At 48.7% G+C, this 18178-nt stretch carries 16 protein-coding genes; 15 read left to right on the top strand and 1 reads right to left on the bottom strand.

Annotated features, from left to right (window positions below):
* Window positions 1-168 precede the first annotated feature (168 nt).
* From AC58UW_RS16365 to AC58UW_RS16350, 4 genes are all read left to right on the top strand, one after another.
* Window positions 169-2457, top strand: coding sequence for a helix-turn-helix domain-containing protein (locus AC58UW_RS16365; RefSeq protein WP_497421707.1), 2289 nt, complete (start codon window positions 169-171; stop codon window positions 2455-2457).
* A 76-nt stretch (window positions 2458-2533) separates the two neighbouring features.
* Complete coding sequence (locus AC58UW_RS16360; protein WP_497421706.1) at window positions 2534-3961, top strand: spore germination protein; 1428 nt, start codon at window positions 2534-2536, stop codon at window positions 3959-3961.
* Window positions 3958-5028, top strand: coding sequence for a GerAB/ArcD/ProY family transporter (locus AC58UW_RS16355; RefSeq protein WP_497421705.1), 1071 nt, complete (start codon window positions 3958-3960; stop codon window positions 5026-5028). The genes AC58UW_RS16360 and AC58UW_RS16355 overlap by 4 nt, the downstream gene beginning before the upstream one ends.
* Window positions 5025-6164, top strand: a complete 1140-nt coding sequence (locus AC58UW_RS16350; RefSeq protein WP_497421704.1) for a Ger(x)C family spore germination protein — start codon at window positions 5025-5027, stop codon at window positions 6162-6164. Before AC58UW_RS16355 ends, AC58UW_RS16350 begins: the two co-directional genes overlap by 4 nt.
* On the opposite strand, the gene AC58UW_RS16345 is transcribed toward AC58UW_RS16350, so the two are convergent.
* Window positions 6161-7078 (bottom strand): helix-turn-helix domain-containing protein, encoded by a 918-nt coding sequence (locus AC58UW_RS16345; protein WP_497421703.1) that lies wholly within the window; start codon window positions 7076-7078, stop codon window positions 6161-6163. The two genes, AC58UW_RS16350 and AC58UW_RS16345, sit on opposite strands and share 4 nt — an antisense overlap.
* A 173-nt stretch (window positions 7079-7251) precedes the next feature.
* Here AC58UW_RS16345 and AC58UW_RS16340 point away from each other — a divergent pair, with 173 nt between their 5' ends.
* The 11 genes from AC58UW_RS16340 to AC58UW_RS16290 all read left to right on the top strand — a co-directional run bounded on the left by AC58UW_RS16340 (window position 7252) and on the right by AC58UW_RS16290 (window position 18138).
* The gene (locus AC58UW_RS16340; protein WP_497421702.1) at window positions 7252-9027 is read left to right on the top strand and encodes a glycoside hydrolase family 35 protein; all 1776 of its coding nucleotides are present in this window, start codon (window positions 7252-7254) and stop codon (window positions 9025-9027) included.
* A 22-nt stretch (window positions 9028-9049) separates the two neighbouring features.
* Window positions 9050-9883, top strand: a complete 834-nt coding sequence (locus AC58UW_RS16335; protein WP_497421701.1) for an alkaline phosphatase family protein — start codon at window positions 9050-9052, stop codon at window positions 9881-9883.
* 79 nt (window positions 9884-9962) lie between these two features.
* Window positions 9963-10934 carry a CapA family protein gene (locus AC58UW_RS16330; RefSeq protein WP_497421700.1) on the top strand — a complete coding sequence of 324 codons (972 nt, stop codon included), beginning with the start codon at window positions 9963-9965 and terminating at the stop codon, window positions 10932-10934.
* A 979-nt stretch (window positions 10935-11913) separates the two neighbouring features.
* The gene (locus AC58UW_RS16325; RefSeq protein ID WP_497421699.1) at window positions 11914-12642 is read left to right on the top strand and encodes an amino acid ABC transporter ATP-binding protein; all 729 of its coding nucleotides are present in this window, start codon (window positions 11914-11916) and stop codon (window positions 12640-12642) included.
* Between the two features lie 20 nt (window positions 12643-12662).
* Window positions 12663-13538, top strand: a complete 876-nt coding sequence (locus tag AC58UW_RS16320; protein WP_497421698.1) for a glutamate ABC transporter substrate-binding protein — start codon at window positions 12663-12665, stop codon at window positions 13536-13538.
* 62 nt (window positions 13539-13600) lie between these two features.
* Window positions 13601-14251, top strand: a complete 651-nt coding sequence (locus AC58UW_RS16315) for an amino acid ABC transporter permease (RefSeq protein WP_497421697.1) — start codon at window positions 13601-13603, stop codon at window positions 14249-14251.
* Between the two features lie 4 nt (window positions 14252-14255).
* Window positions 14256-14906 (top strand): amino acid ABC transporter permease, encoded by a 651-nt coding sequence (locus tag AC58UW_RS16310; protein ID WP_497421696.1) that lies wholly within the window; start codon window positions 14256-14258, stop codon window positions 14904-14906.
* A 33-nt stretch (window positions 14907-14939) separates the two neighbouring features.
* Window positions 14940-15701 (top strand): TSUP family transporter, encoded by a 762-nt coding sequence (locus AC58UW_RS16305; protein WP_497421695.1) that lies wholly within the window; start codon window positions 14940-14942, stop codon window positions 15699-15701.
* The gene (locus AC58UW_RS16300) at window positions 15686-16996 is read left to right on the top strand and encodes a sensor histidine kinase (RefSeq protein WP_497421694.1); all 1311 of its coding nucleotides are present in this window, start codon (window positions 15686-15688) and stop codon (window positions 16994-16996) included. Before AC58UW_RS16305 ends, AC58UW_RS16300 begins: the two co-directional genes overlap by 16 nt.
* A gap of 5 nt (window positions 16997-17001) precedes the next feature.
* Window positions 17002-17904 (top strand): response regulator, encoded by a 903-nt coding sequence (locus AC58UW_RS16295; protein WP_497421693.1) that lies wholly within the window; start codon window positions 17002-17004, stop codon window positions 17902-17904.
* Between the two features lie 90 nt (window positions 17905-17994).
* Window positions 17995-18138 (top strand): hypothetical protein, encoded by a 144-nt coding sequence (locus tag AC58UW_RS16290; RefSeq protein WP_202556434.1) that lies wholly within the window; start codon window positions 17995-17997, stop codon window positions 18136-18138.
* Window positions 18139-18178 lie beyond the last annotated feature (40 nt).

Genomic DNA, 18178 nt, shown 5'->3' with positions numbered 1-18178 from the left:
CCTGTTCTCTTTTTGGATGTTCGAAAAAGGGGGCGGGATATTTGGATTTTCAGCCTAATGAGCACGAAAACGGTAAAAAATGATGATGCTGCAAGAATCGTAGATGTACATCAGCGGTAGAAGATGGGATAATGCGCATACAGCATGAGTAGGGGAGGGGCTTCTTTCATGAAGCGGAGCGTATTTCTTTTTTGGCTTTATTCGAACTTAACCATACTTTGTATCCCTATTGTCATCACGATGTTGGTGCTCTTCCAATCGCAGCATTTGCTCCACTCGGAGGTCATCCGTTCCAATAAAGCACTGCTGAATCAGGTGAAGCAATCTCTAGATAATCAATTTAAGGATATTAAACGGATGGGTTTGCAGCTCTCTTTGGACCCAAAAGTTATTAAATATGTGAATCAAACGGAATTCAACAGCTCACAAGTGAAAATTGACACGCTCGACCTTATCACATCTCTTCGTTCCTATGCGGCATCGAATGGGGATATCAACGATTTGTATGTATATATGAAAAAGCAGCATTTCGGTGTAACCACCTCAACGATGAACCAGGACGACCTGCTGTTCCAATTGCTTCACGAAAGTAACAAAGGGATGACTTTCAAGAAGTGGAGCGACAGCATGGAGAAGATCTATTTCGGTAATTTTCTGCAATTAGCCGAAGATGACATGGTGTATATGCAGTCTCTGCCTATTCAGAATGTCGATGAAGCACCGGCGACACTTGTGGTCATGCTCAATGCGGAGCGTCTGAAAGCAGCCATCTCGAACATTCAGCTTGCCCAGGCCGGCATTGTGCTGATTCTGGATTCCAGCAATAAGCCGATTATGATTGCAGGCGAGCCGGGGCATGTTTCCGACCTTGATTTGGCGCAGATTTCATCATCTGCTGAGGGCTCATTTAGCCAGAAATGGGACAAGGAAGAGGTGACGGTTTCCTACGTTTCCTCGGTCGAAAATGAGTGGAAATATGTCTCTATCGTACCTACGAAAATATATGCGGCGAAAGTCAGCCAATTGCGCAGCTGGATTTATGCGGGCTTATTTATGTGCATTTTCGTCGGCGGTCCGATGTCCATTTGGTTGACGCGCAGGCACTATATGCCGATTCGCCGCATGGTGGACTTGGTGTCGCCCAAGGTTAAATCGAACATGCAGGGCAGTAAAGACGAATTCCTGCTGCTGCAGTCCTTCATGTCGGAGAATGCCGCCTTTCAGGATACGGCGAATACGACCATCCAGAAGCAGCAGGACGTGCTGCGCAGCCACTTTCTTGCGCGACTCCTCAAAGGCCGAGTCGAGAGCGGCTCAGCCCTCGTGCAGTCGATGACATCGTTCGATCTGCGGTTTGAAACGAACCGCTTTGCTGTTCTGCTTTTTCATGTCGGCGATTATACCGCTTTGTTTAATGACAACGGGTCACGGGATAGCGAATCCAAGCTGCAATATGTGTATTACATTGTGACGAACATCACGGAAGAGCTGCTTGGCCGCAAGCATACGGTGTTTACGACCGAAGTGGACGGCATGATTGCCTTCCTCGTTAATATCCAAAATGAGGATGAAGCGCAGGCGAAGCAGGATCTTATCGAAGCTGCGCAAGAGGCTCAGGAAGTTATTCAGGGGAAATTTTATATCCAGCTGACGATTGGCATCAGTGATATTCATCCAACGCTGACCGGAATTCCGCACGGATTTGATGAGGCGCTGGAGGCGCTTGAATACAAATTCGTCATCGGTCCGAGCCAAATCATCCCTTTTGAACGGATTAAACGGCCGAAGAATGAGCTGTATTATCCGCTGGATATGGAGCGTCAGCTTATCAATCATATACGGACAGGGCAGTATGAGGAGGCCATGGAGGCGGTTAGCGAGTTGATCGTCACGAATGTGTCCGACGGCACGCTGTCGCTGCAGCTAGGCAAGCTTCTTATGTTTGAACTGATCGGCACGATTTTGAAAGCAATTGAGCATCTGGATCAGGGACCGAACGAGCTGGCGGTTGAAAAGCATGCGTTAATCAAACAATTGACACAATGTGAATCGTTCGCGGAAATTGAAGATGAAATTTATAAATTTTTGAAAACCGTCTGCGATTATGTGGACTCCAAGAAGAAAAGCCATAATACGAATCTGAAGGATCATGTACTGAGCTATATCGATGAGCATTTGGCAGATTTGGATTTGAGTCTGACTTCGCTGTCGTTAAAATTCGAAGTGAATGCGCCGTATTTGTCACGCTTCATCAAGGAGCAGTCTGGCGAAACCTTCATTGATTACGTCAATAAGCAGCGCGTCCAATTGTCGAAAAAGCTGATGATGGACACCGATGACACGATTACGGATATTACACAAAAGGTCGGGTTCTCGAACAGCAATACCTTTATTCGCGTGTTTAAGCGCTATGAGGGCATTACACCAGGGCAGTTTAGAAAAGGCGATCAGCTATGATCGTCTTGTTTCTATTGGATAAAATGAAGAAAATGGCAAATACTAACCGCATTGTTAGAAGGCGGGAGGGAGAAGCATGGAATTGCCACAAGATTCATTCCAAATCTCAGCAGAGATTAAAACGAATATACATAAGCTTTTCGATTGCTTTCACTCTTCCGACGATATTCGGACCAGGGAATTCCGCCTGCAGGGCGTTCAGGGCGCGATTCTTTATCTTAACGCTGCTACAAACCGCGACAAGCTCCAGTCTGATGTGTTGAGGCCTTTGCTCGAATCCAAAGAGGGGCTTCTGGAAGATATTCTTCCAATTCTTGACATTGAAATCGTTAACAATTTGGAGAGTGCGGCAGCTGGGATGCTGCAGGGGAAATGTGCGATTCTGCTTGATCAACGACTGGACATTATTCTCGCTGATGTCGGTGCCAGTATTGAACGCAGCATCGCAGAATCCCAGAATGAGCAAGTCATTCGCGGTTCCCATGAAGGCTTTGTCGATGACGCAGAAGTGAATGTACAGCTGATTCACAGACGACTCAAGAATCCGAATCTAGTCGAACGGGACTTCACCTTAGGCGCGCAAAGCCCGACTGGAGTCAAACTGCTATACATGAGCGAGCTTGCTGACCTCAATGTTGTTAACGAAGTGATTGCCAGAATCTTGACGAATGATGACGTATTTATTAAATCACCCGGACAAATTTTGAATCGATTGGAGAGCAGTTGGTGGTCGCCATTTCCGCAATTACTGTATACCGAAAGACCTGACACCACGGTTTCTCATCTGATGGAGGGCAGAGTTGTCCTGCTTGTGGATGGCAGTTCATTTGCGGTCATTCTCCCGGTAACATTCTTTATGTTTTTTCAAATTGCAGACGATTTCAATGTCCGGTGGTGGAACGGGACTTTTTTTCGGTTTCTCCGGTTTATTAGCGTCATGATGGGAATGGCTCTTCCTTCCGTGTATATTTCCATCGTCTCGAACCATTTCGAGGTGCTGCCGATTGATTTGCTTTTTTCATTAAAAGCTTCTTTGGAGAACATTCCTTTCAATCCGCTCATTGAGGCCATGTTTATGATTACTGTACTGGAACTGCTAAGAGAAGCGGCTATTCGGCTTCCAAAGTCCATTGCCTCTACACTGTCTATTGTGGGAGGTTTGGTTATCGGCAGCGAGGTAGTTAACGCCGGCTTAGTGTCCACGACGATGATCGTCGTTATTTCATTGACTGCCGTCGCTTCTTTCAGTTTGCCATCTCATGAAATGCGTCTCGCGGTTCGGTTAGTCAGCTTCCCGATCATGATCGCTTCCTTGCTGCTTGGTTTTGCTGGGATAGCCTTTAGCTTTTCATTGTTGTTCATGCACTTAAGCAAGCTCGAAACTTACGGCGTCCCTTACTTTTATCCATTTACGCCATTCCAACCGCGCAGAATCTTGACTACGCTCGTTCAGCTTCCTAAGCGAATCTTTCGCAGGAAAGCTTCGAATAGGAGGATGTCATGAGCAGAATGCAATTATTTGCTTTCATCCTGCAAACGCAAGTAGGCATCGGTGTCTTGTCCTTCCCTTATGTATTGCATCAAGCTGCTGGCGAAGATGGTTGGATATCCGTCATTCTGGCGGGGGCATGTGTGAATGGGCTCCTGATCATCTATGCCGCTCTATGTCAACGATTTCCAAGTAAAAATTTATATGAGTTTATGCCGCTTATTCTTGGCAAATGGGTAGGGAATGTGGTCAACGCCTTTTACACGTTTCATTTCCTATTTCTTTCATGTCTAGTTTTGTTAATGGAAATGATGTTTGTCGAACTCTGGATATTGCCGTTTACGAATCCATGGCTCGTCATTGCAGCCAACTTTATCATTTTGCTCTATTTTGCTAAAGAACGATTGCCGATCATCGCCCGTTATCATACGATGGTCACTTTTCTGCTCATCTTAATGGTAGCTATGATGCTTACCAGCTTTTACACAATGGATTATCGCTATCTCCTGCCAATCGGACAGAAGGGTTGGACAGCTATTATTGCGGGAATGAAAAGTTCCGTGATTACTTTCCTCGGATTCGAACTGTTCTTGATCGTCTCTTCCGATGTGCAGTCCAAAGACAAGAGTATACTGGCCCCTGTACTATGGGCGAACACCCTGGCGACTTTGTTCTTCTTGATTGTCGTCTTGCTATGCTTTCTGAATTTCAGTCCCGAGTCGATTCCCTTCATCCCGCAGCCTGTCCCTTACTTTTTGAACGGGATTTCCTTACCTTTTCTGGAACGGATGGACTTGATTTTCCTTTCTGTCTGGTTGGTCAAAGTGACAGCATCGCTTATTAGCTACATGTATGCTGCAGGCAAGGGGTTCGGTTACTGGTTTCATCACAATGAACACAAAAAGGCCATGTACTATTTAGTTCCCATAGTCTGCTTGATCGGTTTCGCATGGCGTTCGGAAAAACGGCTTGCTCTTTTACAGAAGATTACGGAATACGAGAGCTTCATCTTGATCGGACTCCCAGTGCTACTTTTCTTGTTTGTTTGGCTAAAAGGCAAAAAAGGGGGACAGCAGCTGTGAATCGCTTGGCTCTGCTCTGGCTAATCGTTGTTTTGTTGTTTTCAGGGTGCAGTTATCATTCCGATTTGAAGAATCTGCAGCTCATCTATGCAACCTCTCTGGATACGAACGAGAAAAATGAGATCGTCACCACCGTCACTATCCAATCTCCCGGAGGCAAGGAAAGAACCGTTCCCATTCATGAGGTGTTGACGGCAACGGGACCGACGCTGCAGGAGTCCTTGTATAAAAAAATCGGCCTGCAAATCGCAGGGCCCATTGGCACTTCCAAAAATCAAGTTATGCTAATCTGCGATAAGCTGGCGAAATCGGATATTCTGAATCTCCTGGACGCCACTTTCCGCAACTCAAACGATCCTATGCTGGCCAAAGTGGCTATCGTCAATGGCGAAGCGGCGGAATTGATTAAACTGGATCGCATCGGCTCTGCAACATCAGGAGAGTACTTGCGCAAAATTATAAAAAGCGCCCAGTACGAAACGATCATTCCGTTCGTTACCGTGCATTCGATTTACCCTCTTCTACATGATCGGGGAAAAGATGGCGTCATTCCGATTCTGAGAATGGAAAAGGGGAGAGACAGTGAGACGGACAAAGATAAAGCTGTCATCGACGGTGTAGGGCTTCTTCATAAGAGTAAGTATACGGGATACTATCTCTCTCCTGAGCAATCTTCCTTGTTCCTCTTAATGAACGGCAAGAAGGGCGAAACCTGCATTATCACGCGAAAAACAGAAGAAACGAAGGGCAAAACCGACCTGTCGCAGTACGTATCGCTAAACATCGTCAAGTCTAGCAGTAACAAAAAGGTTTTGGTTAGCTCGTCCGGACAAGTTCAGGTCCAATTGCAGCTGAAGTTGAAAGGGATTATCATCGAACACGCCAAATATAACCGCATTGACAAGAAGCTCATTGAGCAGCTGAACAAACGGTTCTCTGAGCTGCTCACGCAGGAAGCACAAGGCATCTGCAAACAGCTTCAGAAGGCGCATTCCGATGCGCTGGGTATCGGAAGGGACTTGATCGCTTTCCATCCGAAGGAGTGGACAGAGCTTGATTGGGAGAAAGCTTACCCGGAAGTGGATTTCCAGGTTTCAGTGAGCATGGACATTGTGTCTCATGGGATTATTAACTAGTTCGTCGAGTGATGCCTCGGCTTGAATTCACTCGGCGACTGGCTGGTCCAGCGCCGGAATTGCCGGGAGAAGTGGCTGGCCGAGTGGAAACCGAGCTTCTCCGCGATGTCCGTCATCGGCAGATGGGTTGTGACGAGCAGTTCCTTGGCCAGCTTCAGCTTCTGTTGGCTGACATACTGGCGGGGGGATAGCCCGTATACCTCGGAGAACAGCTTGCTGCATTGGCTGCGGCTCAGGTTCATCTCTTTCGCGACCCCCGCTACTGTTGCCTCTTCGCATAAACCGAGCGAGAGCTTCTCTTCAATCATGTGAGCGATATCGGCGGTGAAGAGCGAGGGATCTTTCTCGGCAGCGATCCCTTGCCCGCGAGGTGCGCCGTGCTCACGAAGGAGCTGAAGCACATCGTGTATGATGAGCAGCGTATACGACTGCAGGAGCAGCTTATCCTCGAAACGCAGAGGAGAGGACTCGACATCTGCTGAGGCTTCAGGCTGATCAGAGCGATTGCGCTGCATCACTTCCTCTAGCTCGCCAACGTAGAAGCGGAGCTTGCTGCGTTCTGCTTCTTTGTGCCGGATGAGTCGATATGGCGCCAGGGAGAGCAAGCTGCGAATTTCGGGGTCGTCGAGATCGAAATGCACATTAAAGAAGCCGTAGTCCGCAAGGGCGGTGTTGGAGGATTGGTGTCTGACGCCAGACTTGATCAGCAGCCAGTCTCCTGTCTGCATCGTCATCGAATCACGGTTAATTTCATGTGCGACTTCCCCTTCCACGCAGTACAACAATTCGAACAAATGGTGATGATGTCTAGGGTAATGCCACCCTGGAGACTTCAAGCCGAAATGGCATCCGGTCACCTGTAGAGTATTGATAATATTAGGGAATCGATACAAATCCTCCAACTGTTGTTCCACCTGCTGTTCCTCCCGTTAGACTTCATTTTTATTTCATCATACCATGTCATTCGGCACATTTGGTATAGAATATGATCCATTTGGCGATGGAGATCCATTCTCCTTTCAGCGAAGATGAGAGTAGGTAAGCTTATAAGATTACCCGACAGCACTCATCATCCGGAGGGATCATTGTGGCCATATTACAAGCTAAAGATAAACAATTTTTATTAGATGGGGAACCCTTTCAAATTGTGTCCGGGGCCATTCATTATTTCCGCGTAGTCCCTGAGTATTGGGAGGATCGGCTGCTGAAGCTCAAATCGTGCGGCTTTAATACCGTGGAAACGTACGTACCCTGGAATTTGCATGAACCTCAGGAGAATGCGTTTAATTTTGAAGGCCTTGCGGACATTGAGCGATTCATCACACTTGCGGGAGACCTCGGGCTTCATGTGATCGTTCGGCCAAGTCCTTACATCTGTGCGGAGTGGGAATTCGGCGGATTGCCAGCTTGGCTGCTGCAGTACACGTATATGAAGCTTCGCTGCATGGATGCCACGTATTTGATGAAAGTTGATCGTTATTATGATGAGTTAATTCCTAGATTAACCCGGCTGCAAAGCACAAATGGCGGCCCGATCATTGCGATGCAGATCGAAAATGAGTATGGCAGCTATGGCAATGATACTGCCTATCTAACGTATTTACGTGATGGTCTGACGAAGCGTGGCGTAGATGTTTTGTTGTTTACATCGGATGGTCCGGAGGATGGCATGCTGCAAGGAGGGACGATTCCCGGCACGCTTGCGACCGTTAACTTCGGTTCCAGACCGGAGGAAGCGTTCGAGAAGTTCCGTGAATACCGAGCAGATGAGCCGCTCATGTGCATGGAGTATTGGAACGGTTGGTTTGATCATTGGCTGAAGCCGCACCACATGCGAGATGCGGGCGATGTCGCAGATGTTTTCGATCGCATGCTGCGCGCTGGAGCTTCCGTGAACTTCTACATGTTCCACGGCGGAACCAACTTTGGCTTCTATAATGGTGCGAACTTTGGGGAGAAATACGAGGCGACGATTACCAGCTATGACTACGATTCACCACTTTCAGAGTGCGGAGATGAAACGGAGAAATATCGAGCCGTTCGCAGCGTTATTGCGCGATATCTGGAGAAGGACGAGAAGGAATTCCCTGCATTTCCAGCACCTCTTCTGAAGAAAAGCTACGGCCGCATTGCCTTAGCGGAAAAGGCAGATCTGCTTGGACAGTTGACTCAGCTTTCTACGCCTGTTCAACGTACCTGCCCGGAGCCGATGGAGATGCTTGGCCAAAACTATGGCTTCATCGTCTATTCGACACAGGTATCTGGTCCGCGGACCGGCGAAAAGCTGCACTTGCAAGAGGTGCATGACCGCGCGCAAATTTACTTGGACGGCGTCTACCAAGGTACCATTGAACGCTGGGACCCGCGTCCTCTCCAAGTGGACGTTCCTGCCGAAGGCGCGAGACTGGACATCGTTGTCGAGAACATGGGCCGCGTAAACTACGGACCGAAACTAAAAGATTACAAAGGGATTACGGAGGGTGTTCGCTTCAACAATCAGTTCTTGTTTGATTGGACGATTTATCCACTGCCACTGGACAATACGGATGCTATTCCATTCGTGAGTTCAGCGAAGAGCGTGCAGCAGGACCAAGCACCGGATCGGGAGCGCCCGACGTTCTATCGCGGGGAATTTCATGTTGAAGAGGCCGGGGACACTTTCGTCCGTTTGGACGGTTGGTCCAAAGGCATTGTATGGATCAACGGCTTTAACCTTGGGCGTTACTGGGATTTAGGGCCTCAGCGTACATTGTATGTACCGGCGCCGTTACTGCGGAAGGGCAGCAATGAAATCATCGTTTTCGAGCTGCATCGTACGGAGGAACCCGTGATCGCCTTGACGGATTCACCTGATTTAGGATAAATCGGGGGAGTGAGTCGAACATATGGCAATGGCATCGAAAAAAGCGATCAAAAGAGTCATTATTCTAGGTATTGACGGAGCGGGAACATTCATCAGTGAGGCGCAGACCCCTTATCTGGATATTTTGCTTGCAGGAGGCGTACAAACGTACCAGGCTCGTACGGTCTATCCGTCCAACAGCGGGGAGTGCTGGGGATCGCTTTTGCATGGCGTAATGCCACAGCGGCATGAGTCTCATGTACATATTCAAAAGAATCGCAGCTTTCCGGCGGATTCGTCGACACCGTCTATTTTCCGGATATTGCGAGAAGTGAGACCTGACAGTACGATGGCGGCATTCGTCTCCTGGCAACCTATTATTACTGGCGTCATTGAAGAGATTGATGGCATGAAGAAATACGCCGCATCGGATGAAGAGCTCGTACCCGCCATCGGGGCTTACCTGCGTTCAAATCCAGAACTCGAGCTCCTGTTCGTTCAACTGGATGATGTGGATGCCGCCGGACATCGCCATGGATACGGGGAAGGTTCCGTGGAGTACCTGGAAGCCATCACGCGTGCTGACAAGCAGATCGGCGAGATCAGCAAAACGTTGCTCGAAGAGGGAATGCTGGAAGACAGTCTGCTGATCATCACGACGGACCACGGCGGCGGCGGTTTGGATGCTTTCAATCACGGGAGTGACGCGCCTCAGGATATGACCATTTTCTGGGGCTGCCGAGGTCCAGGCATCAATCCGGAGGGCAACTTGATGGACCTGTCGATTATGGACACGGCTGCGGTCGCGCTTCATGCACTTGGTTTGTCGATCCCGAGAGATTGGGATGCCAAGCTGCCTACGGGATTACTGGATTAAAATAGAGACAGTTCAATGCCTATTTTACAAGCATCATCTCCTTTTCTTGAATATTGTGCTCAAGAGAGGAGTGAGGGCGTTGATCCAAGTTACGATTGCTGCTGTCGGAGATCTATTGATGAAAAGTGAAATTATTGCCGCAGCCAAACGGCCGGGCGGGCATGCGTTCGATCCCATTTTCGAAGAGGTCGCTCCCATTTTGAAAGCGCATGATTTGGCATTAGGCAATTTGGAAACGACCTTCTCTGGCAAAAGACTGCTGGGCTCCCCCGGCATCCGTCCCAAATGCAACTGCCCAAGAGAACGGAGAAATCCAAGAACAGGGCTCCCCGTGTTCAACTGTCCGGATGAATTGGCAGGTTCGCTGAAGAAAGCAGGGTTCCATGTCCTTACAACGGCCAACAACCATTGCATGGACGGCGGGAGCAGCGGGGTGAAACGAACTTTGCAGGTTTTGGATGCGCACAAGCTTCAGCATACGGGAACCGCGCGTTCTGCTAAAGAAGCAAAAGGCCCGTTAATCGTGGATGTAAAAAGTGTGCGCATCGGCATAGTGGCATATACCGAGAAAACGAATGCCATCCCAGTACCGAAGAGGTGGCTTGTTAATCGTTTCAATGCGGATCAGATGGCAGCGGATATTCGGGAAATGAAGGATAAGGCAGACGTTATCCTAGCTTGTCTTCACTTCGGTAAAGAGTATAGGAACCACCCGGACAATAGTCAGAAAAAGTGGATGGATTTCCTCTTCAGACAAGGTGTGAACGTGGTCTTAGGGGCACATCCGCATGTGCTTCACCCGGTCACTCAGTCCGTGGTGAAGGATAAATACGGCGTAGAGCGAACTCGCGTTGCGGCATCTTCCTTAGGGAATTTCGTATCGGCGAAGCTGACGAAGGGGACGAACACAGTTCGGGGCATGATTCTGTCACTCACCCTGACGAAACATGACAATGGACGAACTGATATCAGCGGCGTTGAGCAAATCTCTACCCTTGTGGAGCGGAGGAAGGCGGAGACGACTGTGTATGCCGTTGTTCCGGAGAGGTGATGATTACATCGCTCAACTGTAACGGTGTTTATCATCGCTAACATATGCTGAGCGCTCCGAAAATCTGCGCTAGCGTCGTAAAACAAGCTTAACGCTGAGGCGATGCCCCATCGCGTCCCGGAATGCTCGCTGTAACGGTGTTTACCATCGCTAACGTATGCCCCTATTACACCTGGGCGCTTCCACAACACCTCTATATTGTACTTTGTACAATAAAAATGGAGATCCGCGCCTCCAAGCTCATAGTTCGTTGCACAAAGTACAATGATTTCACCCAAACTCCCTGAAATTACCGACTTTCAGCAAAAAAACATTGCACTTTGTGCAACATAGAGGAGCACTGAAGCTAATTAAAGCCAAAATGTTGTACTTTATACAACATAGAAAGACCGTCAGGCTCAATGCTCAATGCCTAACGGTTTTTCTATGCATTTTGTCATAACCACCCAGCGAAAAGGAACTACAAGCCGCTATTTTTGCGAAATTAGCTGTTTTCGGTTGCCAAGCGGAACTACAGGGTCTTATCCGCCCCCTCACGGCTGTCATTCCGCCGAAAGCATCGAAATAGAGGACCGTAGTTCCCCCGAGCTGCCATATGGCGGCATTCCAGATAAATAGAGGATCATAGTTCCCATCGATCGGCACCGGCACTTAATCGCCCCCGCACGCCCCCGCACGCCCCCGCACGCCCCCGCACGCCCCGCTTGCCCCCGCACGCCCAGGCCCGGTCTCCGAACTCCGCCGTCCAACCCGCTCAATCAGGACAAGCCCCCAATTCCATTGTTTCACCCACAGATGAGACGGTTAAGCATACTATAGGCCAGCACCCTGCCTTAACAAAATATTAATTCTTTTTTCAGCCCTCATGTCGGATTGTATAAGATTCCATAGTTTGACATTAAGATTTAAAGACATCAAGTGTAAGTTAACATGACAAATAGTTTACATGGTTAAGCTTTTAAGCGAAGGGGGGGTTCCATTGATCTCATTCCAACAAGTAGAGAAGCATTACGGCGATTTCCATGTGCTCAAAGGAATTGATCTTCAGGTCAATCAGGGGGAAGTTGTTGTCGTCGTTGGTCCGTCAGGTTCGGGCAAAAGCACACTCCTCAGATGCATCAACCGACTGGAGACGATCACCAGCGGTAATCTAACCGTGAACGAGCGCAAAGTCAGCGATAAGAAGACGGATATCAATAAGCTGCGCCGGGACATTGGGATGGTTTTCCAACATTTTAATCTGTATCCGCATAAAAAGGTCATCGATAACATCACGCTTGCGCCAATGAAGGTTCTTGGCCTAACGAAGAAGGAAGCGGAAGAAACGGCGATGTACTACCTCGAGAAGGTGGGGATCCAGGAGAAAGCAGGAAGCTATCCCTCGCAATTATCAGGCGGTCAGCAGCAGCGGGTAGCGATAGCCAGAGGGCTAGCGATGAAGCCGAAAATTATGCTGTTTGACGAACCAACATCGGCCCTGGATCCCGAAATGGTGGGTGAGGTGCTGGATGTTATGAAGGCGCTGGCGCATGAGGGAATGACGATGGTTGTGGTCACGCACGAGATGGGCTTTGCCCGGGAAGTCGCGGATCGGGTTGTTTTTATGGACAAAGGACAAATCGTCGAAGAGTCGCCTCCGGAGGAGTTTTTCGTCAATCCGAGAGAAGAGCGAGCACGACTGTTTCTGAACCGCGTCCTGAACCATTAATAATGAGGAGATGAACTTATATGATAGCTAAAAAGTGGAATTTTATCGTGTTGTTAACAGCCGTATTCGCATTGGCAGGGTGTGCCTCAACATCCACAACGGGAGGCGCGTCCAGTACACCAGCAAGCTCGCCAGCAACTAGCGCTAGCGCGCCAAGCACGGCCAAACCGGCAGGCGGGGCATCGGTTCTCGACGAGATCAAGAGCAGAGGCAAGCTGGTGGTTGGCGTCAAATATGACACGAAGCTGTTCGGCTTGAAAAATCCGACCGGCGGCGAAGTAGAAGGCTTCGACGTGGACATCGCCAAGGCGCTGGCGAAAGAAATTCTCGGCGATGAGAAGAAAATCGAGTTCAAGGAAGTAACTTCCAAGACGCGCATCCCAATGCTCGATAACAAGGAGATCGACATGATCGTCGCCACGATGACAATCACGGAGGAGCGCAAGAAGCAGGTTGAATTCTCCGATGTTTATTTTAAAGCGGGACAGTCCCTGCTTGTTAAGAAAGGCAGCCCGATTAAATCGGTTGCCGATATTAAAAAAGGCACCAAGGTACTGGCGGTAAAAGGCGCTACGTCCGTTGGAAACATTAAAGCCAAATCACCAGAAGCAACGGTTCTGGAGTTCGATAATTACCAAGATGCCTTCAGCGCACTGAAAGCGGGGCAAGGGGATACGCTAACCACGGATAATGCGATCCTCTACGGCATGGTGGCGCAAGACCCGAACTTTACCGTCGTCGGAGACCCGTTCACGGATGAGCCTTACGGAATCGCGATGAAGAAAGGTGAAACAGCACTCCAAACCGTAGTTAATGAAAACCTGAAAAAGCTGCAGACGAACGGCGAGTACGACAAGCTTTATAAGAAATGGATCGGCGAGGCGCCATCCAAATAACAAAGATCAGATGGGTGGCCGCAAGCTGCCCATCTTCTGTCTATGAGGGGGGGCACAAGCCAATGCCGGATTTCTCCATTTTTACCGACCACATTGATATCTTTATGAAGGGCTTTGTTAACACAATCTGGGCTAGTCTCATTGCCTTAATCGGCAGCTTTATTCTGGGGACGTTAATCGCCATATGCAGGATCTCATCGGTAAAACCCTTGCAGTGGGTAGGAACGGCTTACGTGGAGTTCATTCGGAACATTCCGCTATTGCTCGTCGTTTTTGTATTCTTTTACGGCTTGCCGTCGATCGGGGTTACCTTAAGCGGCTTCGTCTGCGGAACCTTGGGCCTGACGGTGTACACGGCAGCTTTCATCGCCGAAGCGATTCGCGCGGGCATCATGTCAGTCCCGCGGGGTCAATCGGAAGCCGCAAGATCCTCCGGGCTGACCTATGGGCAAGCGATGTGGCATGTCGTCCTTCCGCAAGCGATCAAAATCGTCATACCGCCGCTGAGCAACCAATTTATTAACCTGGTTAAGAATTCGTCGGTGCTAGGGGTGTTTGCGGGCCTTGATCTCATGTATTTCGGGGATATGATTGCAAGCGAGACGTACGCCACATTTGATACGTATATTTTCGTCGCTGTGCTTTATTTGCTCTTAACGCTGCCGCTAAGCTACGGCGCATTGTATCTAGAACGCAAGCTGGCGAGGGGGTGAATGAATGGATATCTTGCATGCTTTCTCTGTAGATAATATGAGGTTTATTCTCGAAGGATTTTACATGACGCTAAAAGTTGCCCTGATTTCCATCATTCTCAGCTTTATTGTAGGCTGCGTCGTGGGAACGGTCCGCTATACGAAAATGCCCATCGTTTCACCTATTTTAGGCGTAGGTGTAGAGTTACTTCGTAACTTGCCTTTACTTTTGATCATTTTTTTCGCCAGGTTTGCCTTGCCGGATATCGGCATTAAGCTGGGTCCGATGAATGCGACGATTGTGGCGCTTACGCTTTTTGAAGGGGCGATGATCGCGGAAATTGTGCGAAGCGGGCTCAACTCCATTGACAAAGGGCAGATTGAAGCCGCGCGTTCATCTGGTCTAGGCTATGTCCAAACCCTTTGGCATATCGTGATTCCACAGGGGCTTCGCCGCATGGTTCCTCCGCTGGTCAGCCAGTTTATCGCCCTGCTCAAAGATACTTCTCTTGCCATTGTTATTTCCTTGCCTGAACTGATGCATCATGCGAAAATAGTAATTGGACAAAGTTATAGCTATACCCTGCCAATTCTGTTTATCGTGGCTGTGCTTTATTTTGCAGTCAATTATGCATTATCGTTAGCGGCGCGGAGATTTGAAGCGAGAATGGTATAGAGAATTTGAGCTGAAAGAGGAGTCATTGACATCATGTTACACTTGAGTTGGGAAATGTTATTGTTCGTCATCATTGGAGGGTTTCTGGCCGCTTATGTAGATTCGGTCGTGGGAGGCGGGGGATTGATCGCCTTACCTGTTCTCCTGGCAACGGGATTGCCTCCGGCAATCGCACTGGGAACGAATAAACTGGCTGGCACGATGTCGTCGCTGACGAGCACCATTTCCTTTATGCGTTCGGGCAATATCGATTTCAAAGCGGTAAAAGGCTTATTCGTTTTATCTTTATTAGGAGCCGTTTGCGGCACGATGGTACTTCGGCAAATTCCTTCGGATTTTCTAAAGCCGCTAGTCGTTGTCATGCTGATTCTGATAACCATCTATACACTTTTTCGTAAAAATTGGGGAGCCAGCTCGACATTCCGCCAGTACTCTACCAAAACGGCTCTGTTAATGGGAGGCGCCGCATTCGGCTTAGGCTTCTATGATGGCTTTTTTGGACCTGGCACAGGTTCCTTTCTAATATTCGTATTTCTTATGTTAGGTTTTGACTTTGTGAAAGCGGCAGGGAACTCCAAAATGCTGAATTTTGGAAGTAATATAGCGAGCTTGGCTACGTTCATGGTTCTAGGTTCCATTAACTACAGCATTGGGATTCCGATGGGCATCGCAATGATTTGCGGTTCTCTGCTGGGCTCGCGCATGGCGATTCGCAAAGGTTCGGCTTATGTGCGCCCTTTATTTCTTACCGTGTGTATACTTCTAATTAGCAAGCAGATATGGGATCTATTGTAGGGGGTGATCGGCTGGGACGCTTAAAAAATGAAGGGCTTCAAATGATTCTCATCGCCATTGTGACAGCAATTGCTGGCGAGTTCAAAATTACGCCCTTCAGCGGCGAAGTGTTTCGGATCGGTCTTGGGAGCAGCACTTTCCTTCTGTGCTTGCTCTTGCTCAAACATTTGCCTTATATCTACACAGGCATTATTACTGGAATTACCGTTTTGCTGTTTCGTTCCTTAGAGGCAGGGATCATGACGCATGGGGCTGTATCGCTCGGCTGGAGCATGCAGACCCACTTACCTGCGATGCTGTATTACATGGCTTTTGCGGTGGGCATGAGCTTGATGAAACAGAAAATGGGGAAATTCCATCCCCTCGTGCTTGGTTTATTCCTATCGCTTATCGATCTCCTGTCCAATGAGATTGAGCTGCTGGCGCGCAGCTTCATTTTCGATACACCCTACAAGTTTTCACAGCAATTAGTGTATATTTCGGTGATTGCCCTCGTAAGAAGCTACTTTGTGGTCGGCATTTACAGCAGCGTGACCATTCATCAGATGAGGGTCCTCCACAGTGAGCAGCAGAAACGGATGGAGCAGATGCTGAATACAAACAGCGGGCTATATGGCGAGGTATTTTACCTGCGCAAGTCCATGGAAACGATCGAGCAGCTGACGGCCAAAAGCCACAATTTATACGAAAGAGTGAACGGCTCGGGGCTGAAAAGCTATGCCCGCACGATTTTGGAAATTACGCAACAGATCCATGAGGTAAAAAAAGACTCGCAGCGCATCCTTGCCGGCTTATTAAAGCTGTTTGATCGGGAATTTGCCTCGGATATGAGGCTGGCAGAAATCATGGATTTCGCGGTAAAATCCAATCTTGGATACAGCGGTATGATCGGCAAAAGGATTCAATTCACCACAGATCTGCGCATCAATTATGATTCGGATCACCACCTACCTCTGCTGACCGTCATGAATAATTTGTTGTCGAACAGTGTAGAGGCTATCGAGGAACAGGGGGCAATTCACGTAAGTGCTTACGAGCGCGGCGCCGAGACGATTCTGACTGTGTCGGATACAGGGACGGGGATTGCTGAGTTTGAAAAGGATATGATTTTCGAACCTGGCTTCACGACGAAATTCAATCAGGAAGGCTTTGCCGCAACGGGCATCGGGCTTTCTCACGTACGGGATATTGTTCATTCCTTAGGCGGGGATATTCATTTGCGTTCCGATGAGCTTGGCTCTCAGACAACTTTTGTGATCACCTTATTGACCGATACGTTGAAAAAAGGAGCGTAGAAATCATGCTGTCTTTTGGAATTGTGGACGATGATGCGGTAAGCAGGCTAATGCTGCACAAGATTATTGAAAAAGGCGGGCTAGGCGAGGTCGTAGGAACAGCAGGCAGCGGGAGCGAAGGGGAAAGAGTGCTGCTCGAAACGACACCGGATGTCGTTGTGATCGATCTGTTGATGCCGGATCAGGATGGCATTGAGACCATCATTCGGCTTAAGGAGCAAGGTTTTCAAGGGAAGTACGTCATGATTTCGCAGATAGAAAATAAAGAGATGATCGGCAAGGCATATCAGGCCGGCGTCGAATACTATATTCAAAAGCCGATTAACAAAATCGAAGTCGAAGCGGTGCTTTCCAAGGTCAACGAGCAGTGGAAGATCAGTCGTTCCCTGAAGGAGATTCAGGACTCTTTGACGAAGCTGAGCCTATTGAACCTCAGCCCAGAGAGCGTTCGTAAAAAGCGCAGCGTGCGCGAGATTGTCCAGCCCATTCTCATGGATATGGGGATTGTCGGGGAGAGCGGAAGCCGGGATTTGACGGATATTATCGAGCATCTGACAAAGCACCATAGAGGTGATGGGATACCGCCCTTGAAGGAATTGTATGAGACGGCGGCCCGCAGCCACAAACTGCAAGAAGCTGATGTGGAAAAGGAAGGGAAAGCCGCCGAACAGCGCATTCGCCGCGCCGTTATGGCTGCCTTAGCTCATATAGCAAGCATAGGTCTGACCGATTACAGCAATCCGAAATTCGAGCATTATGCGCCGCTTTATTTTGAGTTTCAGGATGTCCGGTTGAAGATGAAAGAAATCGATGAGAATTTGAAGTCGGAGAAAAGCAAAATTAATATTAAAAAGTTTCTCCAGGTCCTCTATCTGGAAGTCACGGACAAGATGCGAAGCGAGCAGTAGGGCCCCGGAATATGGGCGCTTTGCGGTTGCGAATTGACCGACGGTTATGATATGATTTTGTACATAGTAAGCAAAGGAGGTGAAGGTAGGATGAATCGAGAGTTAGTGAACAACCGTGTGAGCCAGTTGCCCATCGCGATGGCTGGCATCGTTCATGCAGCAGCAGACAACGGGAGAAGTCTGTCCAAATATGCTCATACGGCGTCACAACTCACGAAAAGACACCTACCTTAACCTCAATCGGATGATCCGCTCAAGGTCGTAGGAATTTTCC

The sequence above is a fragment of the Paenibacillus sp. J22R160 genome (genome assembly GCF_059692135.1).
The sequence above is the reverse complement of the archived record's forward strand: the minus strand, read 5'-3'. Positions and strand labels throughout refer to the sequence as shown.

Coding starts and splice junctions, on each gene's coding strand:
- AC58UW_RS16365 (WP_497421707.1), top strand. CDS start 169: ATGAAGCGGAGCGTATTTCTTTTTTGGCTTTATTCGAACTTAACCATA.
- AC58UW_RS16360 (WP_497421706.1), top strand. CDS start 2,534: ATGGAATTGCCACAAGATTCATTCCAAATCTCAGCAGAGATTAAAACG.
- AC58UW_RS16355 (WP_497421705.1), top strand. CDS start 3,958: ATGAGCAGAATGCAATTATTTGCTTTCATCCTGCAAACGCAAGTAGGC.
- AC58UW_RS16335 (WP_497421701.1), top strand. CDS start 9,050: ATGGCAATGGCATCGAAAAAAGCGATCAAAAGAGTCATTATTCTAGGT.
- AC58UW_RS16320 (WP_497421698.1), top strand. CDS start 12,663: ATGATAGCTAAAAAGTGGAATTTTATCGTGTTGTTAACAGCCGTATTC.
- AC58UW_RS16315 (WP_497421697.1), top strand. CDS start 13,601: ATGCCGGATTTCTCCATTTTTACCGACCACATTGATATCTTTATGAAG.
- AC58UW_RS16310 (WP_497421696.1), top strand. CDS start 14,256: ATGGATATCTTGCATGCTTTCTCTGTAGATAATATGAGGTTTATTCTC.
- AC58UW_RS16305 (WP_497421695.1), top strand. CDS start 14,940: ATGTTACACTTGAGTTGGGAAATGTTATTGTTCGTCATCATTGGAGGG.
- AC58UW_RS16300 (WP_497421694.1), top strand. CDS start 15,686: ATGGGATCTATTGTAGGGGGTGATCGGCTGGGACGCTTAAAAAATGAA.
- AC58UW_RS16295 (WP_497421693.1), top strand. CDS start 17,002: ATGCTGTCTTTTGGAATTGTGGACGATGATGCGGTAAGCAGGCTAATG.
- AC58UW_RS16290 (WP_202556434.1), top strand. CDS start 17,995: ATGAATCGAGAGTTAGTGAACAACCGTGTGAGCCAGTTGCCCATCGCG.